General features: G+C 63.2%; 25 protein-coding genes, 1 tRNA gene and 2 pseudogenes. 15 read left to right on the forward strand and 13 right to left on the reverse strand.

Going from position 1 to position 25,542, the window contains the following annotated elements:
* Positions 1-112: 112 nt before the first annotated feature.
* Positions 113-1,588 carry a PLP-dependent aminotransferase family protein gene (locus LGH82_RS31025; protein ID WP_227346333.1) on the reverse strand — a complete coding sequence of 492 codons (1,476 nt, stop codon included), beginning with the start codon at positions 1,586-1,588 and terminating at the stop codon, positions 113-115.
* A gap of 70 nt (positions 1,589-1,658) precedes the next feature.
* On the opposite strand from LGH82_RS31025, the gene LGH82_RS31030 reads away from it, so the two are divergent.
* Positions 1,659-2,384: a pyridoxamine 5'-phosphate oxidase family protein gene (locus tag LGH82_RS31030; RefSeq protein ID WP_227346334.1), complete on the forward strand. Its 726-nt coding sequence runs from the start codon at positions 1,659-1,661 to the stop codon at positions 2,382-2,384.
* Positions 2,385-2,711: 327 nt separating this feature from the next.
* Positions 2,712-3,983: an SAM-dependent methyltransferase gene (locus tag LGH82_RS31035; protein ID WP_227346335.1), complete on the forward strand. Its 1,272-nt coding sequence runs from the start codon at positions 2,712-2,714 to the stop codon at positions 3,981-3,983.
* Positions 3,984-4,062: 79 nt separating this feature from the next.
* On the opposite strand, the gene LGH82_RS31040 is transcribed toward LGH82_RS31035, so the two are convergent.
* On the reverse strand, positions 4,063-4,470 hold the full coding sequence (locus LGH82_RS31040; protein WP_227346336.1) for a hypothetical protein: 408 nt from the start codon (positions 4,468-4,470) through the stop codon (positions 4,063-4,065).
* A 166-nt stretch (positions 4,471-4,636) separates the two neighbouring features.
* On the opposite strand from LGH82_RS31040, the gene LGH82_RS31045 reads away from it, so the two are divergent.
* Together LGH82_RS31045 and LGH82_RS31050 are read left to right on the forward strand one after the other, a co-directional pair.
* Positions 4,637-5,626 (forward strand): hypothetical protein, encoded by a 990-nt coding sequence (locus LGH82_RS31045; protein WP_227346337.1) that lies wholly within the window; start codon positions 4,637-4,639, stop codon positions 5,624-5,626.
* A 100-nt stretch (positions 5,627-5,726) separates the two neighbouring features.
* A complete protein-coding gene (locus tag LGH82_RS31050) occupies positions 5,727-6,185 on the forward strand; it encodes a GNAT family N-acetyltransferase (protein WP_227346338.1) in 459 nt (152 codons plus the stop codon).
* A 55-nt stretch (positions 6,186-6,240) separates the two neighbouring features.
* Here LGH82_RS31050 and LGH82_RS31055 read toward each other — a convergent pair whose 3' ends face one another.
* Entirely contained in the window at positions 6,241-6,456 is a 216-nt protein-coding gene (locus tag LGH82_RS31055) for a CsbD family protein (protein ID WP_227346339.1), read from the reverse strand.
* Positions 6,457-6,682: 226 nt separating this feature from the next.
* Here LGH82_RS31055 and LGH82_RS31060 point away from each other — a divergent pair, with 226 nt between their 5' ends.
* Positions 6,683-7,768 carry a sensor histidine kinase gene (locus LGH82_RS31060; protein ID WP_227346340.1) on the forward strand — a complete coding sequence of 362 codons (1,086 nt, stop codon included), beginning with the start codon at positions 6,683-6,685 and terminating at the stop codon, positions 7,766-7,768.
* 46 nt (positions 7,769-7,814) lie between these two features.
* Here the strand turns inward: LGH82_RS31060 and LGH82_RS31065 are convergent, their stop codons facing one another.
* On the reverse strand, positions 7,815-8,447 hold the full coding sequence (locus tag LGH82_RS31065; protein ID WP_227346341.1) for a GntR family transcriptional regulator: 633 nt from the start codon (positions 8,445-8,447) through the stop codon (positions 7,815-7,817).
* Positions 8,448-8,595: 148 nt separating this feature from the next.
* Between LGH82_RS31065 and LGH82_RS31070 the strand changes: the two are divergent.
* The 7 genes and pseudogenes from LGH82_RS31070 to LGH82_RS31100 all read left to right on the forward strand — a co-directional run bounded on the left by LGH82_RS31070 (position 8,596) and on the right by LGH82_RS31100 (position 15,905).
* Positions 8,596-9,214 (forward strand): annotated as a pseudogene (locus tag LGH82_RS31070) (C39 family peptidase).
* A 17-nt stretch (positions 9,215-9,231) separates the two neighbouring features.
* Complete coding sequence (locus LGH82_RS31075; protein ID WP_227346342.1) at positions 9,232-10,293, forward strand: D-alanine--D-alanine ligase family protein; 1,062 nt, start codon at positions 9,232-9,234, stop codon at positions 10,291-10,293.
* Between the two features lie 260 nt (positions 10,294-10,553).
* Positions 10,554-11,513, forward strand: coding sequence for an AraC family transcriptional regulator (locus tag LGH82_RS31080; protein WP_227346343.1), 960 nt, complete (start codon positions 10,554-10,556; stop codon positions 11,511-11,513).
* A gap of 269 nt (positions 11,514-11,782) precedes the next feature.
* The gene (locus LGH82_RS31085; RefSeq protein WP_227346344.1) at positions 11,783-12,499 is read left to right on the forward strand and encodes an outer membrane protein; all 717 of its coding nucleotides are present in this window, start codon (positions 11,783-11,785) and stop codon (positions 12,497-12,499) included.
* Positions 12,500-12,750: 251 nt separating this feature from the next.
* The gene (locus LGH82_RS31090) at positions 12,751-13,437 is read left to right on the forward strand and encodes an outer membrane protein (protein ID WP_227346345.1); all 687 of its coding nucleotides are present in this window, start codon (positions 12,751-12,753) and stop codon (positions 13,435-13,437) included.
* A 221-nt stretch (positions 13,438-13,658) separates the two neighbouring features.
* Positions 13,659-14,321: an outer membrane protein gene (locus LGH82_RS31095; protein WP_227346346.1), complete on the forward strand. Its 663-nt coding sequence runs from the start codon at positions 13,659-13,661 to the stop codon at positions 14,319-14,321.
* 198 nt (positions 14,322-14,519) lie between these two features.
* The gene (locus tag LGH82_RS31100; protein WP_227346347.1) at positions 14,520-15,905 is read left to right on the forward strand and encodes a protoporphyrinogen/coproporphyrinogen oxidase; all 1,386 of its coding nucleotides are present in this window, start codon (positions 14,520-14,522) and stop codon (positions 15,903-15,905) included.
* Positions 15,906-15,932: 27 nt separating this feature from the next.
* Here LGH82_RS31100 and LGH82_RS31105 read toward each other — a convergent pair.
* The 3 genes and pseudogenes from LGH82_RS31105 to LGH82_RS31115 all read right to left on the reverse strand — a co-directional run bounded on the left by LGH82_RS31105 (position 15,933) and on the right by LGH82_RS31115 (position 18,452).
* Positions 15,933-16,890: pseudogene (locus LGH82_RS31105) on the reverse strand (oxidoreductase).
* The gene (locus LGH82_RS31110; RefSeq protein ID WP_227346348.1) at positions 16,887-17,756 is read right to left on the reverse strand and encodes an SDR family NAD(P)-dependent oxidoreductase; all 870 of its coding nucleotides are present in this window, start codon (positions 17,754-17,756) and stop codon (positions 16,887-16,889) included. Before LGH82_RS31110 ends, LGH82_RS31105 begins: the two are co-directional and overlap by 4 nt.
* A 126-nt stretch (positions 17,757-17,882) precedes the next feature.
* Complete coding sequence (locus LGH82_RS31115) at positions 17,883-18,452, reverse strand: TetR/AcrR family transcriptional regulator (protein WP_227346349.1); 570 nt, start codon at positions 18,450-18,452, stop codon at positions 17,883-17,885.
* A 175-nt stretch (positions 18,453-18,627) separates the two neighbouring features.
* On the opposite strand from LGH82_RS31115, the gene LGH82_RS31120 reads away from it, so the two are divergent.
* Complete coding sequence (locus LGH82_RS31120; RefSeq protein WP_227346350.1) at positions 18,628-20,616, forward strand: AI-2E family transporter; 1,989 nt, start codon at positions 18,628-18,630, stop codon at positions 20,614-20,616.
* A 159-nt stretch (positions 20,617-20,775) separates the two neighbouring features.
* Entirely contained in the window at positions 20,776-21,645 is an 870-nt protein-coding gene (locus tag LGH82_RS31125; RefSeq protein ID WP_227346351.1) for a class I SAM-dependent methyltransferase, read from the forward strand.
* A 71-nt stretch (positions 21,646-21,716) separates the two neighbouring features.
* On the opposite strand, the gene LGH82_RS31130 is transcribed toward LGH82_RS31125, so the two are convergent.
* Positions 21,717-22,724, reverse strand: coding sequence for an aldo/keto reductase (locus tag LGH82_RS31130; protein WP_227346352.1), 1,008 nt, complete (start codon positions 22,722-22,724; stop codon positions 21,717-21,719).
* A 20-nt stretch (positions 22,725-22,744) separates the two neighbouring features.
* Here LGH82_RS31130 and LGH82_RS31135 point away from each other — a divergent pair, with 20 nt between their 5' ends.
* Positions 22,745-23,071, forward strand: a complete 327-nt coding sequence (locus LGH82_RS31135) for a hypothetical protein (RefSeq protein WP_227346353.1) — start codon at positions 22,745-22,747, stop codon at positions 23,069-23,071.
* A 290-nt stretch (positions 23,072-23,361) separates the two neighbouring features.
* Here the strand turns inward: LGH82_RS31135 and LGH82_RS31140 are convergent, their stop codons facing one another.
* From LGH82_RS31140 to LGH82_RS31160, 5 genes are all read right to left on the reverse strand, one after another.
* Positions 23,362-24,102: a GGDEF domain-containing protein gene (locus LGH82_RS31140; protein WP_227346354.1), complete on the reverse strand. Its 741-nt coding sequence runs from the start codon at positions 24,100-24,102 to the stop codon at positions 23,362-23,364.
* Positions 24,103-24,271: 169 nt separating this feature from the next.
* Entirely contained in the window at positions 24,272-24,505 is a 234-nt protein-coding gene (locus LGH82_RS31145) for a DUF378 domain-containing protein (RefSeq protein ID WP_227346355.1), read from the reverse strand.
* A 179-nt stretch (positions 24,506-24,684) separates the two neighbouring features.
* A complete protein-coding gene (locus LGH82_RS31150) occupies positions 24,685-24,900 on the reverse strand; it encodes a DUF982 domain-containing protein (RefSeq protein ID WP_264484345.1) in 216 nt (71 codons plus the stop codon).
* Between the two features lie 164 nt (positions 24,901-25,064).
* Positions 25,065-25,271, reverse strand: a complete 207-nt coding sequence (locus LGH82_RS31155; RefSeq protein WP_227346357.1) for a hypothetical protein — start codon at positions 25,269-25,271, stop codon at positions 25,065-25,067.
* A gap of 143 nt (positions 25,272-25,414) precedes the next feature.
* Positions 25,415-25,488 (reverse strand) — tRNA-Gln (locus LGH82_RS31160).
* Between the last annotated feature and the right edge of the window lie 54 nt (positions 25,489-25,542).

The raw sequence follows: 25,542 nt of genomic DNA on the forward strand, positions 1-25,542 counted from the left end.
ACCGGCCCCAGGTTAGGCAATTGCCAGCTTGGCGGACAGGAGTAAGCGATCGAATGGCCGGCTTGTCAAATCGCGCTCATGGCTGCTTCCGCGGGCCGGCGCTTCGTTGCTGTCACCTCGACATGCCCGACCCGGTCGAGATCGCGGCTGGCACGGCTTGAACGACCGGTCGCCGCCAGCGCGACACCTTGCCGAGCTTGACCGTCGCGGCGCGCAACTCCTCGTCCGAAAATCCGGAGAAGCCGAGCACCACGCCCTGTCGCGTGGGACCGTCGACGAACATCGACGACAGGGCGCGGGCGCCGACGCCTGCCGCAATCGCGGCTTCGGCAAGGCCGGTGTCCGGTCCGTCCCCCTTCAGTGTCGCCACCAGATGCAGCCCTTGCTCGGGCACGATCACGTCGAGATAGTCAGCGCAATGCGCATCGAGCCCGGCGACCAGCACGTCGCGCGCGGCCTGCACCCGGCGGCGCACGCGGCGCAGATGCGCGGCGAAGTGGCCTTCGTTGAGGAGATCGGTGAGCGCCCCTTCGGCCAGTGTCGAGGGGAAGCGGTCGGAGCGCGCCCTGACCGCCATGACCGCATCGAGCAGCGGTTCGGGCACCACGACATAGCCGATGCGCAGGCCGGGGAAGAGGATCTTTGAGAACGTGCCGAAATAGGCGACGCGGCCCGCGCCATCCATACCCTGCAGCGAGGTGAGGGGCGGGCCACCATAGCGGAACTCGCTGTCGTAATCATCCTCGAATATCCAGGCATCGTTGCGCCCAGCCCAATCGAGCAGGGCCAGGCGACGGCGCATCGTCATGGTCACGCCGAGCGGATATTGATGCGAGGGCGTGACATAGGCCGCACGCGCTCGAGGACATAGTTGCTCGCCGATGTCCGGATCGAGGCCCTCGGCATCCACGGGCACGCCGACGACCCTGGCGCCGGTTCCGGCCAGCACGGCATGCGCCATCGGATGGCAGGGGTTTTCAATCCAGACAGCGTCGTCGGGGCGGATGGCGGCGCGCGCCAGCAGGTCCAGCCCCTGCTGCGTGCCGGAGGTCAGCACGATCTGGCCGGCATCGCAGCGCACGCCGCGCGCGGTCCTGAGATAGGCGGCGATGGCGGTGCGCAGGCCGAGTCCGCCGCGCGGGTCGCCATAACGGAAATGCTCGGGACCTGGGCGGGCGAGATGGCGCGACAGGAGAATGCGGAACAGGTTGATCGTGCGCGGGTCCGACACGGCAACGCCGAGGCCGCAGGGCAGGGACGTCGATACGTCGATATCGTCAGCGCGCTCCCGCTTCAGCGTCACCGGCAGGTGCGGTACGTCGGCCGCGACGAAGGTGCCGGCGCCGACCCTGGCTGTGGCAAATCCTTCGGAGATCAGCATTTCGAAACAGGCAACCGCCGCCGAGCGCGACAGACCGAAACGCTGGGCGAGGTCGCGCGTCGTCGGCAGCTTGGCGCCGGCGGCCAGCGCGCCGGTTTCGATCAGCCGCCGCAGCGCCGCGTAGAGCTCCCGGCTGCGCGGGCCTTCGCCCGGCAGGACGGGGATCAGCGTCGACCAGTCCGGCATATTGGTTTGAATTTTGTCCATATGATTGGTTCTTTTTCGGACCAATTTTCCGGCGCATGGTTGGCAGACCTACAAACAGGATGCAAGCGCCGTGAACGACAACCCGACGACAGCCAGCTTTCCGACCAGCAAGCGCAACCGGGTGAAGCGCCGGCATGACCGTGGCAGCTACGACCATGCGTCGGTGTTCGCGGTGCTCGATGCCGGGTTGCTATGCCATGTCGCCTATACGTTCGACGGCCAGCCCTACTGCACGCCGACCATCCATTGGCGCGAGGACGACATGCTGTACTGGCACGGCTCGTCGGCCAGCCGCATGCTGCGCCATCTACGCTCGGGCACGCCGGCCTGCCTGACCGTGTCGCATCTCGACGGGCTGGTGCTGGCGCGCTCTGGTTTCAACCATTCCGCCAACTACCGTTCCGCCATGTGTTTTGGCACGGCACGGATCATCGACGAGCCGGAGGAGAAGCTGAAGGCATTGGCCGGGGTGGTCGACCGCTTCTACCCTGGCCGTGCCGCGACCTTGCGGCCGATCTCGGCGCAGGAAGCCAAGGCAACAACGGTGATCGGCATGCGTATCGATGAAGCCTCGGCCAAGGTGCGCGCCAAGGGCGTCGCCGACGACGAGGAGGATTACGAGCACCCGGTCTGGGCGGGCGTCATCCCGGTCAGCATGGTGCTGGGTGCCGTAGAACCATGCCCGCGCCTGATGCCCGGTATGGCGCGGCCGGACTATCTGTCCGGCTATGCCGAGGGCGCCCGGCTCGATCGGGCACTGACGGAAGCGCAGTTGGCCTATGAGGGCGAGGACTGAGGACGACGGGGGCGACAAGGGCGACAAGGGCCAAGGTAGGCGCTGCCCCTCATCGCCCTGCCGGGCACTTCTCCCCGTATAGTGACGGGGAGAAGGGGCTTGTCACAAACCTTGGCGCTCTCTCTGCTGTGTTGATTATTGGCGAAATCATTCTCGACAGCGTCTTTCTCCCCGTCACTATACGGGGAGAAATGTCCGGCAGGGCGATGAGGGGCAGCGCCGACTTGGGCGGCTGAGCAACGCATGCGCCAACCCACGCCACCCAGACAAACAAGCGTCACGATGATTGCCTAACCATCCGTCAGGCAATCAGCGGGTCCGCGCGCGATGAACATCCTGTTGCGTCATGTCCTTACAAGCCTGGTTCGGCAAGGCAGCCTGCTGGTGACCGGCCCTAACGGCGTGACCGACCGGTTCGGCGACGGCACCGGCGCGCCGGCGCATATCCACATCAAGACCGCCATGGCCGAGCGCGCCATCACCATCGACCCGATGCTTGCCTTGCCGGAAGCCTATATGAGCGGCGAGGTCGACCTACCCGGGGGCGGGGTTCTCGGCCTGATGCGCATCGTCTTCCAGAATATCGGCGATGCCGCCGGCATCGATACGGCCTGGACGCGGGCGCTGGACCGGGTGCGCCACACGTTCCGGCGTTTCCAGCAGATCAACACGACGCAGCGCGCGCGGCGCAATGTCGAAGTGCACTACGATCTGTCGGTCGATCTCTACCGGCTCTTCCTCGATGAGGACCTGCAGTATTCATGCGCCTATTTCCCAAGGCTGGAGATGACGCTCGACGAGGCGCAGTCGGCGAAGAAGCGCCACATCGCCGCCAAGCTGCGGCTGCAGCCTGATCTTAGGCTGCTCGACATTGGCTGCGGCTGGGGCGGGCTGGGCCTTTATCTTGCTGACACCTTCAAGGTCGATGTGCTGGGGGTGACGCTGTCGGGAGAGCAGCACGCGGTGGCGACCGAACGGGCGCTTTCGGAGGGGCTTGCGGGCCGGGTCCGCTTCGAGATCATGGACTACCGCGAAGTTGGCGAACGCTTCGACCGCATCGTCTCGGTCGGCATGTTCGAGCATGTCGGCGTCAACCACTACAAGACCTTCTTCAACACATGCGCGAAGCTGCTGAACCGCGACGGGGTGATGCTGCTGCACACGGTCGGCCGCTCCGGCCCGCCTTCGGTGACCAGCGCCTTCGTGCGCAAGCACATTTTTCCGGGCGGCTATGTGCCGGCGCTGTCGGAAGTGCTGCCGGCCATCGAAAAAGCTGGGCTGGTCGTCACTGACGTGGAAATCCTGCGCCTGCACTATGCCGAGACGCTGAAGCACTGGGGCGAGCGCTTCGCCGCCAACCGCGACAAGGCCAGGGCCATCTATGACGAGCGTTTCTGCCGCATGTGGGAGTTCTATCTGGCGGCGTCCGAGGCCTCGTTTCGCTGGCAGGATCTGGTGGTGTTCCAGATCCAGATCGCCAGAAAGAACGATGCGCTGCCGATGACACGTGACTATATCGCGGACAGCGAGAAGCTGCTGGGGTTGCACGAGATGGCGCATTCGGGGCAGGCTGAGGCCCCGCACTACCGCGCCAGGTAGCCGCCATCGACTTCGTAGCATGAGCCAGAAGCCGGCAGGTTGCCGGCGGGAAGCAGCGGACAGCGTACCCGCGAAATTGTCAGGGCGAGACGGAGGCGACCCCCGAGACCGAGCGCACCGTTGCGGGCGAGAAGACCACGAAAGCGAAGATGAGCACGGCGGCCGCGACAATCAGCGAACCGACGGCGACGACCGGCTCAAGCGCCGAATTTCCCTGCAGCATCAGGTATAGAGCCGGCAGCATGATCACCAGGCCGAGATTGTAGACACCGTAGTGGATCATCGCGATCCTGCGGCCGGCCTTTTGCGGGTTCAGGGCATAATAGCCACCAAATATCGCGCTGGTGACCCATCCCAGGAGGTTGATGTGCGCATGCGCCGGAAAGGCGCCATGGTCGCCGGAGATAGCCATCTGGAGGCCCGCCGCTATCCCAAGAATAAGAAACACGATAGCTGTTTTGAAGAAGAGTTCCGAAACCCTGGGCATCTCATTTGCTCCCAATGTCGTTCTGTCACTGGCGCGGATCCCCTCCGTAGCCTGTGCGAGCCTAGCGCTGGTCGCAGGGTCAAAAAGGGCGGATGAATGGAACAGCATGGAATTCTCTGGAATTCCTGGAAATATGTGCCTGGAAAATGCGTAATGGATGCAAGGCGTGGCGCGTGCCATGCTCGCGTCGGGCATGAAGGGCGGACGGATGGCACAGCAGATCGCGCGGAAGTTACGGCTGACTTCGGCGCTGCTGGGAACAGTGACCAGAAAGGATCTGGCGGCGGCGTTCCGGCGCGTCAACCCGGACACGGCATTCGATCTCGGCCGCGCCGACAAATGGCTGCAGGGCCGTGCGCAACCACGCCAGCTCAGTGTCTATGACGATTGGTCGAAGCTTCTCGACATCGGTCAATCCGGCGCGTGGATCGCCCATAGCGATCTGCCGAGCTTCACGGCCGCCATCTGTGCCCGCCACGGCATCGACAGGACCGAGTTGGAACGCCGCGCCGGCGCGCGGTTCGAAGTCTCCCCGCATGAAGATCGAAGCCTTGGCGTGGCCCTGGCCGGAACATACGCATGCTATTCCCGTGCCCTGTCGCCCTATTATCGCGGTCAGCTGATACGAGGCAGCCTGTCGATAGAGGCCGGGCCTGGCGTGCACGGCTTGACGGCGGTCTATCGCGAGGCATTGCCAACCGGGCCGCTGCTGCTTGGCGGGCCGGTTACGCTCGCGAAACGCGGATTGTATGCGGATCTGAGAGAGACCGGTGGAGATGCCCAGTTGTTCTTCTGCCTCTTCCCGCCTTCGCAGCCCGGAAGCGTCCTTGGCGGCTACATATGCGGAACCACTGTCATCGATCCGGAACCGCATCCGTCCATGGCCAGGATTCTGATGATCCGCTTGCGCAATCCGGCACCCCGCGAGGAATGGGGCGGATATCTGCCATCCGACCAGTCGGTCGCCGGGGATCTGGCATCCCTCGGGCTGTCCATCGAAGAACCACAAGCGCTCGATTGGCAGCTGGCGCAATTTCTCGCCGGACGTGGCGACGATGGCGCCAACCAGATTTCACCAGTCGAATTCCGGGCGATCCTGGATGTCTTCGATCGTCATTGGCTACGCCACCAGACGCACCGGGCTCTCGTCGATTGAGATCGCTCCCTCGGGTGCCGCGTGGATGTGCCGGGCGATCGATCAAGATGCAGGCCAGACGCTATTGCCTGCACCAGCACCGCGCCGTATCCGTTTATCTATGAGCGATATAGAATTCCGCCGGGCGCAAGCCCACGACCTTCCGGCCATCGTCGCGCTGCTTGCCGACGATGCGCTGGGCGCGGGCCGCGAAGATGCGTCCACGCCGCTGGCGCCATCCTATCTCGATGCCTTCCATGCGATTGAAGCCGATCCCAATCAGCTGCTGGTCGTCGCCGTCGACGGCCCCGAGGTCATCGGCACCTTGCAACTGACCTTCATTCCCGGCCTGTCGAGGAAGGGCGCCTTACGTGGCCAGATCGAGGCCGTTCGCATCGCCAGCCACCGGCGTTCGGGCGGGATCGGCGGGAAGATGTTCGAATGGGCGATCGAGAAATGCCGTTCGCGTGGCTGCAGCCATGTTCAGCTGACCACCGATAAGGGGCGGACCGAGGCACATGCCTTCTACGAGCGACTTGGCTTCACCGCCAGCCATCTCGGTTACAAGATGGCGCTTTAACAACGAAAATGGGCCAGCCTTGCGGCTGGCCCATCAACAGCTGAACGGTTAACGGTCAGAGGTTCTTGTTGACGGCGGCGGCTGCCTTGTTCGCGGCGTCCTTGGTCGCGGACTTCACATCGCCAACGGCTTTCTGTACCTTGCCCTTGGCTTCCTGGGCCGCGCCTTCGGCCTGAAGCTTGTCGTTGCCGACTGCCTTGCCAACGCCCTGCTTGACGCTGCCGGCGGCCTGGTTGGCGAGGCCCGCGGCCTTGTCGCTCGTGCTTCCCATGATGCGGTTCCTTCAATGGTTGTTTGATCGGTGTAGGCAATTGGGAACGTCACGTTCGGCGGAAGGTTCCATAGCCGCGGAATGGCCCAGCCGCCGACCACCAGGCGCTGCCATTGCGCGACAAGGCTGGTGAGCCGGCGCGTGAAAATGCAGCCTGGCTTTGGCAATGGCGGGCCGGTCGCATCGCTGATATTGGTGTCGCCCAGTTTCAGCACAGGCCCCGCCGATGACATCCGATACCGAGAAGGCCAATGCGGTCGAGCAGTTGCTCGACACGCCCGACCTTGCCAGCGCGCTGGAAAGCGAGCAGTTCAAGAAATTCCTCGACCAAGTGCCGATCGCCATCGCGGTTTCGGACCTTGGAGGCAAGGAGCGTGTGGTCTATGCAAATCCTGAATTCGAGAAACTGTCGGGCCTGACGGCGGCCGCGCTCGCCTGGGAAAACTGGGCCGCGCTATCGGGAACCGGCCTGCACCAGCAGAACGACCGGACGCTGGCCGAGGCAGTGGTCGAGGACGCCGATTTCGTCGGCACGTTCCGGCTGGCACGCGGCGAGGCCACGCCGGCGATCGTCGACGTCTATTCCAATGTCATCGAGGACGACAATGGCAAGGTCTGCTTCCGGCTGGTGGCGCTGGTCGATGTCTCCGCCCATGGCGAGAGGGAGGATACACGCACCGTCGAGGAACGCATCCGCGAGAAGGACACCCTGCTGCGCGAGTTGCAGCATCGGGTGAAGAACAATCTGCAGATGATCACCGCGCTGATCCGCCTGGAAACCCGTAACGCGACCGAGCCGGATGAGAAGCGGTTCGAGCGGCTCGCCGGCCGCGTCGACGCTCTGGCGATCCTCTACCAGACGCTGTCGAGCGACGAGCAGAGGGACGAGGTCGATCTCGGTGTCTATCTCAGCCAGATCGCTTCGGCGGTGATGAACTCGCATGCCGTGGAGGGCATCCGCCTCGACATGAAGGTTGACACCTATCCGGTGTCGCTCAACGTCGCCATGCCGACCGGGCTGGTGGTGAACGAGCTGCTGACCAATTCGTTGAAACATGCGTTTCGCGGCCGCGACGGCGGCACGATCACACTGCACAGCATCGTCGACGGCGATGGCTGCCGGATCGTGGTCGCCGACGACGGCATCGGCCTGCCGGAGGGCGAGACGTGGCCCAAGCCCGGCAAGCTCGGCGCGCTCATCGCACGCTCGCTGACCGAGAACGCCAAGGCGCAATTCGACGTCCATTCGAGCGCCAGTGAAGGCACGAAGGTCACCATCGTGTTCCGGCGCTCGGTCGCCGTGGCGGCCTGACCGGAACATCGACACAGCCTTTCGAGTCAGCCGGTGCCGCTTCGACTCAAGGCGCTGTTCGCGCCAGTTTCCGCCTGCCGCCCTCCAGATGCCGTTTCAGCACATGCAAGGCAGCGCTTCTGTCGCCCTCGCGGCAGGCTTCGACGATGCGGCGATGCTCGTGCTGCGACTGCGCCCGGTGGTCGAAATTCGACAGCAGGAGGCGGACATAGCGATCGGCGGTGCGATGCATCTGTTCGACGAGCATAAGCAGGCGGCTGTTGCCACAGAGGCTGTACAGCTCCAGATGGAAGTCACGGTTGAGCTGGCCCCAGCGGCCAACCTCCTGCTCGTGGTCGATCTCCAGCAGGATGGCATCCGCCCTGTCCAGGACAGCGGCGGTAAGATGCGGAAACGACAGTTTCAGCGCCTTCCTTTCGATCAGCGCGCGGATCGCGTAGATCTCGGCGGCTTCCTTGGCGTCGATGCGCGACACAAAGGCTCCGCGCGTGGGATGGATCGAGACGAGACCTTCCGCTTCAAGCAACCTCAATGCATCGCGCACCGGCATTCTGCTCAGCTCGAAGCGCGCGGCCAGATCGTCCTGCCGCAGGATCGTCTCGGCGGGAATCTCACCCGTGACGATGGCATCGCGCAGCAGATCCGCCACCTGGTCGGCGGCGGTCCTCGGCTTGTTCACTGCATTCGGGCTCAGTTTGCCAAGGGGGTCCATTTGTCGCCCATTTTTTCCGGCACTACCATTCATGAATGGTTCAATCATTGCCTGTCAATCCGTATCCTCGTATACGAAGGTATAGGCAATTGCCTGATATTGCTTGGGGATCCGCATGACCACCGTGCCTGAAACCGTCCCGTTTTTCAGCCAGTGGGAGACGCCGGACATGACGATGGCGGTGCTGGCGGATGGGGCAAGGGTGGCGCTGAGGCGCGACCCACTGTGGCGGGAGTCCGGTGCCGCGACGCTCGATGAATATGCTGTCTGGGCCGACAATGTCTGCGGCATGGCCTGCCTGAAGATGATCCTGGCGGCGCGCGGCCAGATCGTGCCGACGCTGGAGCTGGCGCGGCGCTGCACGGACTATGGCGGCTATGTCGTTGATGCCGACCAGTCGATCAAGGGGCTGATCTACGCGCCTTTCGTCACCTTCGTGAAAGAAGCCTTCGGGCTGGAGGCCGAGGTGATGACCGGGGTCGCGACCTCGGACATTCCTTCGCTTTTGTCGCGCTCGCGCTTCTTCATCGCCTCGGTCTCCGCCGGTATCCGCTGGCCCGAGCGAGAGCCACCGAGGAAGGGCGGCCATCTGGTGCTGGTCACGGCGGCCTCGCAGGACGGTTCGCTTCCACAACCCGTCCGGCCATGACCGCGCCACGCAGCAAAACGCAGTTTTGCCGCCGGCGGCGTTCGACCGCTTCTTCGCCAATCGCGGCATAGCCGTCGCCATCTGAAAATCGGGGAAATCCATATGACCAGCAAGACCAGGGTCGCGGTGCTGTTTGGCGGCCGCTCGGCCGAGCATGACGTGTCGCGCCTTTCCGCCGCCAATGTGATGAAGGCGATCGACCGGACGCGCCATGAGATCGTGCCGATCGCCGTCAGCAGAAGCGGCAGATGGCTGCTGACCAGGGACGAGGTTCCCGAAGGGGATCTCGAAACGGCCGATGGCGTCGAAGTCGCGCTGTTGCCGGGTGGCGGCGGCAGGCTGGTCGCCGTCTCCGGTGCGGATATTGCTCCGGTCGACGTGCTCTTTCCCGTGCTGCATGGCCCTTTCGGCGAGGACGGGTCGGTGCAGGGTTACGCGGAGGTGGCTGACATCGCCTATGTCGGCTGCGGCGTCTTCGCCTCAGCGGCGGCCATGGACAAGGACATGGCCAAGCGCCTGCTGCGCGAGGCCGGCATTGCCGTCGCCCGCTCGGTGACCTTGCGGCGAAACGACACCCATTCCTTCCAGGAGATTGCCGGGGCGCTTGGCCTGCCATTCTTCGCCAAGCCGGCCCGCCAGGGGTCTTCCTTCGGGGTGAGCAAGGTGGACGACAGGGATGGTTACCAGAACGCTGTCGACACGGCGTTCCGCTATGACGACAAGGCGCTGATCGAGGAATTCATCGAGGGCCGCGAGATCGAGTGCGCGGTGCTGGAGCGGGCCGACGGCACGATTACCGTGTCATTGCCCGGCGAGATCATTCCCGCCGGCAAGCACGGCTTCTACACCTATGAAGCCAAATACGTCGATGCCGACGGAGCGGTGGTGAAGGCGCCCGCCGATGTGCCGGCGGCAACCGCCGACAGGGCCAGGGAGATGGCGCGGCAGGCCTTTCAGGCGCTTGGCTGCGAGAGCATGGCGCGGGTCGATTTCTTCCTGCGACCTGATGGCCAGCTGCTGCTCAACGAGGTCAACACCATTCCCGGCTTCACCAATATCTCGATGTACGCCAAGGCGCTGGCCGCCGGCGGCATCAGCTACGAGGAGGTCGTCGAGGCGGTGATCGCGCACGCGCTGGCGCGGCATGCGGCGCGGCAGGGCTGAAGTTTCGTCAGGGCATACTGCCACGAGCGTGCGCGGCGGCGCAGTCCACCATCGCGTTGATTCCCGACCGGGGATATTTCCGAGTATTTTTGGAGCGCTTTTCCGGGAAAATCTGTGTTTCCCGGCTTAATTCTTGTCCGATGCAGCAACGAAATTGTCGTGCAATGCATAAATCCCTGCAGCTCTGGACAAGATGTAGGATTGTCAAATACCTTGTGCTGCCAGTGAAGGTGTGAGCGCACAAGAGGCATCGTTATCTTTTGAAAAAGAGCGTCTTCTCATCGAACGACCTGCCGGGGCACCTCGATGATCGTGCGCGGTTCGCGCTCTGGCAGGACATTCACGTCGCGGAGATTTGGTCCGTCGAATATGCCACTTCGGACAATGTGCGGTTCGAGGCGGATATCGAAGCCATGGTCGTCGGACCGCTGGTGCTCGGGCGGATGGCCGGGACGATCAAGAATGCCACCCGCAGGGCGAGCAACATCGCCGATGACGGGCGTGACGGCTACCTGCTGCTGGTCAACAATGGCGACACGATCCTCAGCGGCGCCCAGGTCGGCCGCGACTACAGCGTCGGCAAGGGCGAGGGCGCACTGGTCTCCGCGTCGGAAGCGTTGAAAATGATCGGCGGCGACAAGAACATCTGGATGAATGTGGTGATCCCGCGCGCGATCCTGGACAATGCCTTTGCTGATATCGACGATCGGCTGGCGCTGAGCATCGGGGCCGACAACGAGGCGCTCGACATGCTCAAGCGTTATTGCCGCTTTCTGGAAGCCGGCCCTGCCGTGATCTCGCCCGATCTTGTCACCCATGCCACCGAAACGATCGTCGACCTGATCGGCCTGGCGACCGGCGCGAAAGGCGAGACCGCCGAACTGGCGGGGTTGCGCGGCCTGCGCGCGGCAAGGCTTCAGGCCATTCTCAACAAGATGCGGGACAATTTCGCCGACCCCGCCATCTCGGCCCAGGGCGTTGCCCAGCAATTGCGGCTCTCGGTGCGTTATGTCCACGATCTCCTGCAGGAAACCGGGACCAGCTTCGCCGAGCGCATTCTCGAACTGCGCTTGCAGCGAGCCCATCGAATGCTCTGCGACAGGCGCAATGACCGCATGCGGGTCAGTGAGATCGCGCTGCTGAGCGGGTTCTCGGACGTGTCCTATTTCAACCGCTGTTTCCGCCGCCGCTTCGGCATCACCCCGAGTGGCGCCCGCTAGACCCTGTTCCATCCGATGGAATCGGGATGGGCTCTATCTGCTCTAGCCCGTCGTGCCCCGGCCAAGCCAGAACGGCTCCCGCCATTCGACTGAGGCTGGATGGCCACACGGATCGAGAAAGCGCCCCAGCACTTCCCAGGACAATTCCGGTGCGGCCCAGCCCAAGACGCCGGCGGCGGATGATGTAACACCGAGGTGGGGATCATCCGGCTTTCAGCGGAGCATTTCCGCGTTTTGGGACGACAAATTGGTGGGGCAGCAAACAAACGATGAAAACGATTCTTTTCGCTACAGCGATTATTCTCATGCCTGTCGGCGCGGTGTTCGCGGCGGACATCAATCAAACCTTGCCGGCTGCGACTTACAACTGGTCTGGCGCCTACATTGGCGCGCAGGCCGGATATGCCTGGGGAGACGGCAGGGTCGGGCTGAATTCCAATCCCAACTATTACGATAACTTTGGATGGGACTACAGTCTGTCCGGTGGCTTTGGTGGTCTGTACGCCGGCTACAACCATCAGTTCGACGGCGGCGTGGTTCTCGGCGTGGAGGGCGACTACAATTTCGCCAGCCTGAAGGACGACGCGCTGTATCAAGCCATGGGCGTGGATCTGCCCAACATGGGCGGCGTGCTCGAACTGCATTCAGTGGGATCTATTCGTCTCCGGGCCGGCTACGCGATGGATCGATGGCTTCCTTTCGTTACTGGCGGACTGGCCGTGGCCACGTACGAGCACACTACCGTGCACCTGCCGGGCGGCGCTCCCTTTGGCATCGCCAAGGATACGATAACCGGATACACGCTGGGCGCCGGCGCCGAATACGCCGTGACGGACAATTGGGTGGTTCGGGGCGAGTACAGGTTTGCCGATTTCGGCCGCCAGTCCTCGGTACGTCAGGTTGTGGGTGGCGGATCGGCGTACAATCCAGATGAGATCGAGCTGACGACGCACGATATCCGGGTCGGTGTCGCCTACAAATTCTGACCGCCGTGCTGCCGCCGCAAACCCGGGCCTCGCACCTGGGTTTGCTCACCCCCGGTGCTGGCTGGCTGACCGCCGGATGATGCCGAATGGCCACGCTGACCGAGAAAGCACCGTGGCGCTTCCCAGGACAATTCTGGTGCTGTCCGGCCCAAGACGCGGGCGAGGGACAATGCAACACCGGAGCCTCGACAGGCTCTCGGCGCGACCGGGAGAGGTCGCTAACGGCACATCATCGGTGGGACCGCATGCGCATGAAAACGGTACTTTTGGCTTCGACTGTATTTCTCGTCGCCACCAGGGTTGCTCTCGCCGCCGACGCGGTGGCGCCGGACATCATCCCCGCCGGTTTTGTCTGGACCGGCGGCTATGTCGGTCTGCAAGCTGGATATGCTTGGTCCCGCTCACACAACACCACCGCCGACGGCGTGTTTTCGGACGCTAATCCGGCCGGTGTCTTCGGCGGCGTCTATGCCGGCTACAATCACCAATTCCAGAATGATTTCGTGCTCGGCATCGAAGCGGACATGAATGTCTCCGGAATGTACGGGCGGACCGACATCTTTTTTCCCGACGGCGGGAAGGACCTGGATCATCAGTTTGATTCCGAGGTCAGATGGAACGGCGCGCTTCGGGCTCGCCTTGGTTATGCCGTGGGCCGTTTCATGCCTTACGTTGCCGGCGGCCTGTCGGTGGCGCGGTATGAGTTTGGACTGTACCGCGACGATTCCGAATACCCGCGCCAAAAGGCGACCTGGACCGGCTGGAACATCGGCGCCGGCGTCGAATACGCGGCCACCGACAGACTGCTGGTGCGGGCCGAGTACCGCTACACCGACTATGGCGACAAGGCATCCGACCTCCCCTGGGGCGCCTCCTACCCGTCGCGGACAAGCCTCACCAGCCACGACATCCGCCTCGGCGTTGCCTACAAATTCTGAGCGCGGGCAGCACGCCGATGATGCCGAACGGCAACACTGGCCGTGCAAGTGAGCCGGCGCTTTCCAGGACAATTCAGGTGCGGCCCAGCCCAAGACGCTGATGGCGTGACGGTGCGACACGAAGGCTCGGCAATCTGGTCGCGCCGGGCGGCGCGGGAGAGGGCCATCTCGCGGGCATTTCCGCGAGAATCCGTGACGACATATTTTGGGGATAGCATGCAATGAAAACGATCCTTCTCGCCTCGACCTTCCTGTTGGCCGTATCGGGCGCGGCGCTGGCCGCCGACGCGGTTTTGACCGAGCGCGCACCGGAACCCGCGCCGGCCGCCTTCACCTGGACGGGTGCGTATATCGGCGTTCAGGGCGGTTACGCCTGGACGCATGGACAGCTTGATATCAACCAGGAGACCTATTTCGACGGCAATCTCAATGGTGCTTTGCTGGGCGCCCACGCCGGCTACAACTGGCAGCCCCGCGGCAATTTTGTCGGTGGCGTCGAGGTGGATGTCGAGCGTGTCTGGAACACCCGGGATTTCGTCGGTGGCGACGGCGTCGAGACCCATGTGGCCGGCGACATCGGCACCGACTGGCAAGCCAGCGCCCGCTTGCGCGCGGGCTACGCTGTCGAGCGCACATTGTTCTTCACGACGGGCGGCGTGGCCATGGCGCATGGCTTCCTGAATCTGTCGGGGGTGGACTACCACCAAAGCAAGAATTTTGTCGGCTGGACCGCCGGCGCCGGCATCGAACATGCGTTCACCGACAACTGGATTGGCCGGCTTGAATACCGCTATGCCGACTTCGGTTCGCAGTCGTTTCCCCAGGACGTGGTGTTCGGCTTCAAGCAGCACTCGCTGCGCGCCGGCATCAGCTACAAGTTCTGAGCGCCGTTTTCATGTCTCGGCCTTGAGCCGGGGGGCAAAGCTCCGTCGATCCGCGACATCTTCGTTCACGACTATGTGAGCGGGTGTTTCCGGCCATTTGCCGGCAAAAGCTCGGATTTTAATAAATCGGTTTCAGCGACCTTCAATCTTGGCGGGTACGCCAGAAAGCATTGGACAGACATCCTTTGTGGGACGCTCATGAAACCGATTGCTGTGATTGGCGCCGGCATTGCCGGCTTGACTGCCGCGTTGGAACTGAAGAAGCGAGGCCTGCCGACACTGGTCTTCGAGGCTGGCAAGTCGATCGGCGGCATGGCCTCGTCCTTCAAGGACGCCGAGGGTTTCTCTTATGATTTCGGGGCGCATTTCGTCAGCAACCGGCTGGCCAATGCGCTCGGCGCCGGCGGCATATGCCGGACCGTCAAGCATTATGGCGAGGCCGTGCATCTGCGCGGCAAATCCTACAGCTACCCGTTCGGCCTGATGCTGTCGCCGCGTTTCGCGCCGCCGGCCATCGCCGAGCGCACCCGCGACCGCAAGGTGGTTTCCGCCGCCGACTGGTTTACCAAGAAATACGGGCAGGCGCTGGCCGAGGAGGTCGCCATTCCGCTGGCCGAAGCGTGGTCGGGCGCGGTGGCCGAGGAGCTGTCGCCGGCGATCGGCCAGAAGTTCGGTCCGCGCATCCTGAAATCGCTCTACCTCCACGCCGCCGCGAGGGTGACGGGCAGGGCGGTGTGCAACGGCTATTCGCATGAGATGCCGGAAAGCGCCGACGTCTATCACGTCTACCCCGAGGGTGGCATGTCCAAGCTGCTCGAACCGATGGCCAACGAGGTCAGGGACATGGTCCGTCTGGAATCGCCGGTCGAAAAAATCCTGGTCGAGGACGAGCAGGTGAAGGCGGTTCGGGTCAAGGGCGAGACGATCGAGGTGTCCGCCGCGATCAGCACGGCGCCCGTGCATATCCTGCCGAAGCTGGTCAGCGGGACCACGGCACTCGAGCCGATGGCGGCGTTCCGCTACCGGCCGATGATCTTCGTCAATCTGCGCTTCACGGGCCGTGGCCTGCTTCCGGACACCGTGATGTGGGTGCCCGACCGCGCGCAGCCCTTTTTCCGGCTGACGGAAACGCCGATCTCGATGCCCTGGCTGGCGCCCGAGGGCAAGACGCTGATCACCTTCGACATTGGCTGCGAGGTCGGTGACGCCTACTGGACGATGAACGACGAGACGCTCGCCCAGGTCTGCCTCGACGGTATCTGCGAGATGTATCCGCAACTGCGCCGTTCCTTCATCAGCGCCGGCGGCGTCATCCGCACGCCGATCTCCTATCCCGTGTACCTCATGAAATACGAGGAGCAGCGGCAGCGCTTCGCCAATTCGACCGGCGTCGACGGCCTCTACAGCATCGGCCGCAACGGCGAGTTCGCGCACAGCCTGATGGAGGATGTCTACTGGCGCACCATCAGGCGCATGGGCGACGTTGCCGACTATGTCAGTGGGGTGCCGGAGGACCTGCCCTTCGCGGCGGAAATCCAGCGGATGATGAACCCGTCCGAGGAAGAACGCGTCCGCGCCGCGTAAGGCGAGGACGTTCTTGCGACCTTGCCATCAGCGGGCGGGCGATGCGCCCGGCCAGGTGACACCGGTCAATTCCTGCGAGACTTCCCAGAGCCGGGCGGCGACGGCTTTGTCCTGTGCCTGCTTGCCGATCCTTGCCTCGCCGACCGCGCCCTTCATCTCGAACAGGCCTTGCGGGCCGTAATAGCCGCCCGGCCTGGCATCGGGCGCTGTCGCGGCAAACAGCGTTGGCAGCGCGCCTTCCGCAGCCGATTGGGAAAGAACCGGCGCGATCAACCAGCCAAGCCAATCGAACGGTGACGGACGGCCGCCGCGCCCCATGCGTGGGCCGCTGGTCTGCAGGTCGGTGAGGGCGTAGCCGGGATGCGCTGCGTTGCTCAGCAAATCCCAGCCAAAGGCGTCGCTGCGACGCTGCAGTTCGAAGGCGAACAGGATCATGGCCAGCTTGGATTGCGCATAGGCGGGCCAGGGCCTGTAGCGTTGCCGCCATTGCAGATCGTCGAAATGGATCGCCGCCTGGATGCGGTGCGCGCCGCTGCTGAGATTGACGACGCGCGTTTGCCGTCCCTTGCGCAGCATCGGCAGCAGGCGTTCGGTTAGGGCGAAATGGCCGAGATAGTTGGTGCCGAGCTGCAGTTCGAAGCCGTCGACGGTCTCGTGGCGGGTTGCCGGCGTCATCACGCCGGCATTGTTGACCAGAAGGTCGATGGCCTCCTGTTCGCCGGCAAGCTGGCCGGCGAAGGCCTCGACCGAGGCCAGGTCGGCAAGGTCGAGATGGGCATAGCGCACAAGCAGCGCTGGGGACAGCAGCCTGGACGCGGCTCAGCGCGTCCCGGCCCTTGGTGGCGTTGCGTCCGGTCATCAGCACGTCCGCTCCGGCCCGCGCCAACTCGAGCGCGGTCTCGTAGCCAAGTCCGCCCGTCGCACCGGTGATGACCACCTTGCGCCCCTGCTGGGGCGGGATGTCGTGTGTCGTCCAGGCGTTCATGATTGCATCGCTCCGGAAAGGAACGACAGGTCGACGCCCTCGATGTCGATGGAGGTGCTGACGGGCGCCCACTCCTTCGCCGCCTGCTGGCGGGCCGCCTCTGCTTGCCCAAAGACATGCAGGGCATCGCTGCCAAGGATCAGGTGAGCGGGCAGTGAGTCACGTCCCGCAATATCCACGACCACATCAGCGACCTTTTTCGGGTCACCGATGGCGTTGCCGGCATAGATCTTGAGCATGCCGAGGACGGCGCCAACACTTGGTTCATAGTCGGGCAGCAGTGCCGGAGCGTCGGCGATGGCGGTGGCGCCCCAGTCGGTGCGCATACCGCCCGGCTCGACCGAGATGATCTTGACGCCGAAGGGGGCGAGTTCCAGCGCCAGGACTTCGGTGAAACCGCCAACCGCCCATTTTGCCGCCTGGTAGGCGCTGAGGCCCGCCGCGGCCGTCCGCCCGCCGACCGAGGAGATGTTGATGATATGGCCCGAGCGCTGGGCGCGCATGACCGGGACGACTGCCCGGGTGAGATTGACGACGCCGTAGAGATTGGTGTCGATCTGCGCCCGGAAATCCGCCTCTTCGGTCTGCTCGAAGGGGCTGACATGGCCGAAGCCGGCGTTGTTGACGAGAACATCGAGGCGACCGAACGCGTCGATCGCGAAGTCCACGGATGCCTGCGCGGCGGTGGCATTGGTGACATCGAGCGCAAAGCTGCGCAGTTGCCCGGGGTAGCGGCTTTCGAGATCGGCGAGGCGGCCGACATCGCGGGCCGTTGCCACGACACTGTTGCCGGCGGCGAGTGCAGCTTCGGTGATATCGCGACCCAGTCCGCGGGCGCTGCCGGTGATCAACCATATCTTCGACATTGTCTTGTCCTTTCAGGGAGTTGATAGATAAAAGAGTGATTAGGCACTCATTTATTGCGTTGATTTGCTCTTGGTTTGTGGGTGGTCGTGGTCTGCGTAGGGCTGCTTGAGGCGGTATCCGGGCCGTTACTTGGAAATACCGTTCCAGAAGAATGCGAACCCGGCGTCCTTGTACTGTTCGCGTTGTTGCGGATCGCGGGCGATGAATTCGAGCGTCGTCTCGGCCAGCGCTTCGAAAATGCCGCCGGCAAAGGTCATAGAGCAGCCCTTCAGCACGCCGTCGGCAAGGCTTTCCTCGATCATCCTGTTGATATCGCCGAACGCCGCGTTACCCTGCTGCTTGCTCTGTTCCGTTATCCGCTCGGAGACGGTGAGCTGGCGCATGGCCTTGCGTTTCATCGGGTGCTTCGCGCCCCAGTCGATGAAGTTGTTCCAGACGTGGCGGCTGCGATCGCGCACGCTGGCTTGCGACGGATATGAAGTCAGCAAGGCGATGCCGAGATCGGCCTTGATCGCCAGGTAGAGCTGGTTGAGCAGCTCATCCTTGCTGGCGAAATAATTGAAGAGCGTGCCTTCGGCGAGGCCGGCATCCCTGGCGATCCTGGCCGTGGGCGCGCCGGTCCCTTGCGTCGCCACCAAGGCGGCGGCCGAGGCCAGGATTGCCTGGCGCTTTTCTTCACTGAGGGGGCGGGCCATGCTCGATACCAATTTGAGTGAGCGATCACTCATTTATTGAGAGGTGCGGGTTTTGTCAAGTGCGCTCACCCATCCGAACCTGCCCAATGGTGGATGAGCAGCAGTTCGTCAGCGGCAAAAGTTGCACGCCGGCTCAATATGCCCGATCATGGCTGACAGCAGGGGAAGACATCAAGTGGCGGCCAATCGTCGAAACGGCATGGCGTCTCCGGGTCACGGCCTGGAGGACATTCTTTCGGCCGCCGGCCCCCAGCCGCGAACGTCATTGCCCAACGTGGCAACCATCGTCACGACGGTGGCGGCTCTGTATTTCGGGCGCGAGGTTTTCCTGCCGATCGCCATCGCGCTGCTGCTGACTTTCGCGCTCGCGCCCTTGGTTTCGGCGCTCAAACGGGTCGGCATGCCCCGGCTTCCCGCTGTCATCGTCAGCGTGTTCGGCGCTTTCGCGGCACTTGCCCTGTTCAGCTTCATTGTCGTCACGCAGGTCAGCGAACTGGCGCAGAATATCCCGGTCTACCAGACCAACATCCTGACCAAGATCCGTTCGCTCAAGGAAACCGGCGTCGGGGGAGGGATCATTGCCAGATTGAGCGGCGTGGTCGAGCGTGTCGGCCAGGAGATCGACAAGCAGGACGCCTCGCTGCCGGCCGCCACCGCTGACAAGCCGCAGCGTGAGCCGCTGCCCGTCGAGATCGTCTCGCGCGAAAAACCGCTCGAAGTTCTGCAGAACATAGTCGGCCCGCTGATCAGCCCGCTCGGATCGGCCGGACTGATTGTCATTGTTGTCATATTCATGCTGCTCGAACGGGAGGATTTGCGCGACCGCTTCATCCGGCTTGTCGGTTACGGTGACCTTCACCGCACCACCGAGGCGCTTCGGGATGCCGGCAAGCGGGTGGGCCGCTATCTGCTCATGCAATTGGTCGTCAACATCGTCTATGCCATACCGATCACGGTCGGCTTGTGGATACTCGGCATTCCGAATGCACTGCTGTGGGGACTGCTGGCGCTGGCGTTGCGTTTCGTCCCCTATATCGGGCCGGCTATCGGCATGCTGCTGCCGCTGTTCCTGGCGCTGGCCGTGGCGCCCGGCTGGTCGCTCGTCCTGTGGACGGCGGCCTTGTTCGTGGTGATGGAACTGGTCACCGGCAACGTGGTCGAACCCTGGCTTTATGGTTCGCGAACGGGGCTGTCGCCGCTGGCGATCATCGTCGCGGCCATCTTCTGGACGTGGCTCTGGGGGCCACTGGGACTGGTCCTGTCAACGCCGCTCACCGTCTGCCTGGTGGTGCTGGGCAGGCACGTGCCGCAGTTTGAATTCCTTGACGTGCTGTTCGGCAACGAGCCCGTGCTCGAACCCCATGCGCGGCTCTACCAGCGGCTGCTGGCTGGTGATCCGGACGAAGCAACCGACCACGCCGAGGAGATGCTGGAGGAGAAATACCTGGTCGAATTCTACGACAAGGTGGCCATTCCCGCACTTCTGCTGGGCGAGCGGGATCGTGTGCGCGGCGTGATGGGCGACCCGCAAAGACGGCAGGTCGCGGCCAGTGCCCTGACGCTGGTGGCCAACCTCGACGAGAACGCACAAGAGGAAGCGGACGAGGAGGATGGCCCAATCGTGACCGGGGAGGCGAGCGATGACGGCGATGCCGCTGGCGAGGATGAGGCCGACCTGCCCGATGGCACGGACATGTCGGTGCTTTGCGCCGGCGGGCGTGGCGAACTCGACGATGCCGCCGCCGCCATGCTGGCGCAGGTGCTGGAAGTCCAGGGCGCGACAGCGTCGAAGGCGGGCTTTGCCGATATGGAACCGTCAAGCATCCGCGGCCTTGAGCTCGACATGATCGACACTGTCGTGGTCGGCTTCCTGAACCGGGATTCCGTCAAGCACGCCCGGTTCCTGGTCCGGCGGCTGAAGCGCGCGAAGGCGGCGCTGCGGGTGGGGATCGTGTTCTGGTCGGAGGCCGGCAATGAAGACAAGGAAGCCGCCGCCAAGCTGGCCCAGGATATAAACGCCGATTTCGTGGCGCTTGGCATGGTGGACGCCGTGCTGGGCGCGCTGTCAAAAGAGCCGCCGGTTGCCCTCAAGCTCGTCGCCAAACGCCGCATGCGCCGCAAGCGGGCCGCGCCAAAGAAGGTTTCGGCGGTAGCCGCGAGCTAGGGTAAAAACCCGATCACTCGGAATGACCGGGTTGAGCCAAGGCGGACTCTCCAAGGTGAAAGCGCACATGACGGCTTTGCGCCATATCTTGGCCGCTTGACCGAGAAAATGACTTCGTTGGGCGATTTATTGACATCGCGAGCCGACCGACGGAGTGTCATGATACGCATCGCCAATGCACAAGAGAATGATTTCATGTTCCTAAGTCGTCGCATTGCCTTGAAATTCGTCGCTCTGCTCGGAGTTTCGATCGGTGCTTTCTGCGCTTCGACGGCATTCGCGGAAAGCGTCGATCCGGTACTCCAGAGCCTGATCAGCGGCCCTCAGCGCTCACAGGCTAACAGTGTGCGGGACAAATATCGCCATCCCGGCGAAGTGCTGACATTCTTTGGCGTGAAGCCTGACAGCGCCGTCGTCGAAATCCTTCCTGGCGCAGGTGGATATTGGACCGAGATCCTGGCGCCCTACCTGAAGCAAAACGGTCGCTATATCGCCGCGAATGGCGAGAAGGCCTCGCCTTCCGCTGACGTCCAGAAAGACAATGCGGCCCTGGCAGCCAAGCTTGCCGCCGATCCAGCCGACTACGACAAGGTCGAAGTCACCGAATTTGCCGCGGACAAGCATGCAATCGCGCCGCCAGGAAGCGCGGACTTCGTGCTGACCTTTCGAAACATCCATAACTGGATGAGTGCGGGCACGACCGCGGATGCTTTCGCCGCCTTCTATAAAGCACTGAAGCCTGGTGGCATTCTTGGAATCGAGGAGCACCGGGGCAAGCCGAACGAACCGCAAGATCCGCTCGCCAAGTCTGGCTATGTACGCCAGGACGTTGCGATCGGATTTGCGGAAGCGGCTGGTTTCAAATTTGTCGGTAGCTCCGAGGTCAACGCCAATCCGAAGGATACAAAGGATTATCCGGCCGGTGTTTGGACCTTGCCGCCAACTTTCAAGCTCGGCGCGCAAGATCACGCAAAGTACGCGGCCATAGGTGAGAGCGATCGCTTCATCCTGAAATTCCAAAAGCCGTAGGAACACTCCAATACTGGGGATTTGAGCACGAGCTTTTCGAAACCGCTTCGGCCCTTTTTCGGGGGCATGCTCTACCGGTCGATCGTCGCCATGGTGCGCTCTGGATAGCGCGGGCCGGAGATTTTTCCCGGCGCCAGCGCTTCGTCGAGCGCGGCCATCTCGGCGGCGTCGAGCTTCAGCGCGGTGGCGGCGACGTTCTCCTCCAGATACTTTCTGCGCTTGGTGCCGGGGATCGGCACGATGTCGACCGAGAAATCCGTGCCCTTGTGCAGCAGCCATGCCAGCGCGACCTGGCCGGGCTTGGCGCCCTTGGCCACCGCGATATCGCGCACCTTGGCGGCGGCCTCGACATTGGCGTCGTAATTGGCACCCTGGTAGCGCGGGTCGTGCCGGCGGTAGTCGCCCTCGGGATAGTCTTCCGCGCGCCTGACCTCGCCGGTCAGGAAGCCGCGACCGAGCGGCGAGAACGGCACCAGGCCGATGCCGAGTTCACTGAGCAGCGGGATGATCTCCGGCTCCAGGTTGCGCTCCCACAGCGAGTACTCGCTCTGCACCGCCGTCACCGGATGCACGGCATGTGACCGGCGGATGTTGGCCGCGCCCGCCTCAGACAGGCCGAAGAACCGCACCTTGCCTTCAGCGATCAGTTCGCCAACGGTTCCAGCGACTTCCTCGGCCGGGACAGCCGGGTCGACGCGGTGCTGGTAGAGGAGGTCGATATGGTCGGTGGCGAGCCGTTTCAGCGAGCCTTCGACGGCGGATCTGATCGTCGCGGGCCGGCTGTCGCGCTCGGCGCCGACCTGCTTACCGTCTAGGAGCTTGAAGCCGAACTTGGTGGCGATCGTCTCCTGGTCGCGCTTGCCCTTCAGCGCCTGGCCAAGCAGCGCCTCATTGGTATGCGGGCCATAGACCTCGGCGGTGTCGAGGAAGGTGCAGCCGAGTTCGATGGCACGGTGCAGCGTGGCGATGGATTCGGCTTCATCGGCCGGGCCGTAGGACTGGCTCATGCCCATGCAGCCGAGGCCGATCACTGAAACCTGCAGCCCCTGGCTGCCGAGCTTGCGTGTCCTGAGGGTCATGGTGGGTCTCCGGGAGGGAAGTGGATGACGAGGACTATATAGAGCGCTCGCTCAATTCCCACAGCGGCTTGGCTGTCGACAGCATGGGGCATGACGCCCAGCGTGCCGGCAAGGCGCGCGCCGCTTTGCATCGGCATTGCGTCGTTCGTTGCGGTGCGCAGCGGCGCGATGTCGCTGTTCTCGCAATAGACGCCTCCATGCCGTCGAGGGCAGGGCTGGTCGCGCACCAGACGCTGGGGATCGGGAGGAATAACCGCTATCCGGCAGTCACCAGGGTCAGTGCGTATGTCGCGCAGGAAATTCCGATTGAAATCAACGATATGATGAGGCTGGTCCTGGCGAGCTGAATGGCGCGCGGGTAGCGACCACGCGTCGCGAGGAAGAACAGCCCGCAGATTGCGCCGAATAGAATGAACAGCGTCGCTGCGACTGCCGATCCAAACAGGGCTGCAAACCATAATATTATGGCAATTGCGCCGACCAGTCCAAATGCCATGTTCTGCAAGAATTCCATCATCGTTCCCCCGGCTGCCCAAGAGCTGAGATCAGAAGAATAGAATGATTTTCTTCGGGGCTGGAAATCTTGTCTATTTTCTGGGCATCGAATTGTCGCAAGGCACCTCTCTGGGGTCGGACCCTAAGCCGCGAGCTTCAGCGGTTGGGCAAAAACCACCCTGTTGCGGCCCTGTTCCTTGGCCTCGTAGAGGCAGCGGTCGACCTGCCGCATCAACTGGGTGCGGCTTTGGCCTGCTTGCGCCATGGCGACGCCGATGCTGACGGTCAGCCTGTGTGCGCGCGAGCCATCCGGGCGGAAGTCGATCTGCTCGACGGTGGCGCGAACACGTTCGGCGATCGTCGCCGCCTCTTCGCGACTGGTGTCGGGCAGGAACACGCAAAACTCCTCGCCGCCGACGCGGCCGACGAAATCCAACTCCCTGATCGAGCCGTGGATCGTCCGCGAGATCATCACCAGCGCCTCGTCGCCGGTCAGGTGGCCAAACGTGTCGTTGATGCGCTTGAAGTGGTCGGCGTCGATCAGCAACAGCGCTCCCGCATCGCTCTGCCGCCGGCTCTGCTTCATCTGTTCGAAAAACGCTTCCCGGCTGAGGAAGCCGGTCAGGCCGTCGCGTCTGTATTTTTCATGCAGTTGCGCATGCGCCCGCGACAGTTCGGCGAGCGCGCGTTTCAATTTGCCGTTCTGCAGGAAGATGATGAAGGCGGCCGGGAAGGCGGTGACGACTGGAAGTATCGAGTTCATGGCGAAGACGAACAGGGTGAAGGGCTGCCCGGCCGAAGCGCGGATCGCAAAGGACAGGATCTGGCTGACGGCGATGACGCCCCGCGTCACCAATACGGCCTTGAACGCGATCTTCAACATGTCCCGGCCCTCGGCATTTCAACAGGCCGGCTGATAACGTCCAAGTGTTAAGGGCAGCCAAAAATATTCAGGCAAAGGCCGGCTACCATGGACCCTCCATCACGGCCAATGGCCGATCGCCCAACTTTGTCGAAGGGTCGGCGGGTCCTGCCGCCTTCCTTCCCGCCCGTCACGAATGGTGATGGATATGCTTTTCGGCGTCGACTTCCCCAACCGTGAGGCTCTGGAAGCCCGGCATCAACTGCCATATCGCCGCAAGGCCGATGACCACATAGGCCAGTCGGGCCAGTGTGGCGCCGCCGAGGATCGTGCCAATCATGTCATGGCCCGATATGCCCATGGACAGCCAGTTGAGGCCTCCAAGAATAATGAGGACGAGGGTGACGAGATTCATGGCGCGCATAAACGCCTCCTGATGTTGCCTGACGAGAAAAACGGCTGTTGTTACAGACGGTTCCTTCGGTCACGACATTGTGACCGGTCACCTACAACTGGATGCGGACGATATCAGGTTCGATGGCGCGCCCGCGGCCCAAGGCGGGACGCCTTGTTCTATCAGGACACCCCTATTTGATCAGGACATCATTCGATCAGAACATGGGCCTCGCGCGCGGCGTCGACGAAGGCCTCCCTGGCGATCTCGGGCGACACGTCGCCGCTCATGGCACGGCGGCATGCCCTCAGCGCGGCCTGGTGTTTCAGGCTGCCGGAATCGCGCCAATGCGTGGTGAGCAGATCAATGGCTTGCTGGGTATTGGACAGATTACGGATCGAACCGGTGATGCCGACGGAGATCATCACGGGTTTGGAAAACCATGCGGTTTGCATATGAACCTCGAGCACGTTTGACTCGACAAACGCGTCTCCGAGCGCCCGGTTTCATCACCGTGACGTGAGGCCGGCCACAGGGGACGGCATGGCACCGTCCAGATCCCAAGCGGCATGCCGGACCACAACGGACCCTAGAGGATGCTGGTCGTTACCTCGACAACGATGGCGGCGCCGTCCAGCGAGCCATTCGGCATATGCACGACGCGGGACACGCGCAAATCCTGGGCATTTCCGTCGATCGGCAGCGAAACGCTTTCGCCGATGCGCGGAACCGCCTGGAAGACGACGTCGGCTGATTCCTGACGGTTGTCGATCGATACGCGGCAACTGACGGTCATGGATAGTCTCCGATGCTTCTGATGAACCCTATCCGTCAACGCGGGTGCCACGAAATGGTTCAACGCCGGCGTTGCGGCGATCCGCGAAAGCGGGAAATCGCGGTGGCGGACGGGAAGAAACCAGTCCATCACATGTCGGCGACTGGTTCCCGCTCATGGGCTCGAACCACGATTCACGCCTTCAAAGGGCGCTGTCCTACCATTAGACGAAGCGGGAAAAGTCAACGTGACGTTACCCCTAACCGGTTCGGCCGGCGGGATCAACGCGTCC

It is taken from the genome of Mesorhizobium sp. PAMC28654 (assembly GCF_020616515.1).
Lineage (GTDB): Bacteria > Pseudomonadota > Alphaproteobacteria > Rhizobiales > Rhizobiaceae > Mesorhizobium.

Coding starts and splice junctions, on each gene's coding strand:
- LGH82_RS31025 (WP_227346333.1), bottom strand. CDS start 1,588: ATGGACAAAATTCAAACCAATATGCCGGACTGGTCGACGCTGATCCCC.
- LGH82_RS31035 (WP_227346335.1), top strand. CDS start 2,712: ATGAACATCCTGTTGCGTCATGTCCTTACAAGCCTGGTTCGGCAAGGC.
- LGH82_RS31040 (WP_227346336.1), bottom strand. CDS start 4,470: ATGCCCAGGGTTTCGGAACTCTTCTTCAAAACAGCTATCGTGTTTCTT.
- LGH82_RS31050 (WP_227346338.1), top strand. CDS start 5,727: ATGAGCGATATAGAATTCCGCCGGGCGCAAGCCCACGACCTTCCGGCC.
- LGH82_RS31055 (WP_227346339.1), bottom strand. CDS start 6,456: ATGGGAAGCACGAGCGACAAGGCCGCGGGCCTCGCCAACCAGGCCGCC.
- LGH82_RS31060 (WP_227346340.1), top strand. CDS start 6,683: ATGACATCCGATACCGAGAAGGCCAATGCGGTCGAGCAGTTGCTCGAC.
- LGH82_RS31075 (WP_227346342.1), top strand. CDS start 9,232: ATGACCAGCAAGACCAGGGTCGCGGTGCTGTTTGGCGGCCGCTCGGCC.
- LGH82_RS31085 (WP_227346344.1), top strand. CDS start 11,783: ATGAAAACGATTCTTTTCGCTACAGCGATTATTCTCATGCCTGTCGGC.
- LGH82_RS31090 (WP_227346345.1), top strand. CDS start 12,751: ATGAAAACGGTACTTTTGGCTTCGACTGTATTTCTCGTCGCCACCAGG.
- LGH82_RS31095 (WP_227346346.1), top strand. CDS start 13,659: ATGAAAACGATCCTTCTCGCCTCGACCTTCCTGTTGGCCGTATCGGGC.
- LGH82_RS31100 (WP_227346347.1), top strand. CDS start 14,520: ATGAAACCGATTGCTGTGATTGGCGCCGGCATTGCCGGCTTGACTGCC.
- LGH82_RS31110 (WP_227346348.1), bottom strand. CDS start 17,756: ATGTCGAAGATATGGTTGATCACCGGCAGCGCCCGCGGACTGGGTCGC.
- LGH82_RS31115 (WP_227346349.1), bottom strand. CDS start 18,452: ATGGCCCGCCCCCTCAGTGAAGAAAAGCGCCAGGCAATCCTGGCCTCG.
- LGH82_RS31125 (WP_227346351.1), top strand. CDS start 20,776: ATGATACGCATCGCCAATGCACAAGAGAATGATTTCATGTTCCTAAGT.
- LGH82_RS31130 (WP_227346352.1), bottom strand. CDS start 22,724: ATGACCCTCAGGACACGCAAGCTCGGCAGCCAGGGGCTGCAGGTTTCA.
- LGH82_RS31140 (WP_227346354.1), bottom strand. CDS start 24,102: ATGTTGAAGATCGCGTTCAAGGCCGTATTGGTGACGCGGGGCGTCATC.
- LGH82_RS31145 (WP_227346355.1), bottom strand. CDS start 24,505: ATGCGCGCCATGAATCTCGTCACCCTCGTCCTCATTATTCTTGGAGGC.
- LGH82_RS31150 (WP_264484345.1), bottom strand. CDS start 24,900: ATGATCTCCGTCGGCATCACCGGTTCGATCCGTAATCTGTCCAATACC.
- LGH82_RS31155 (WP_227346357.1), bottom strand. CDS start 25,271: ATGACCGTCAGTTGCCGCGTATCGATCGACAACCGTCAGGAATCAGCC.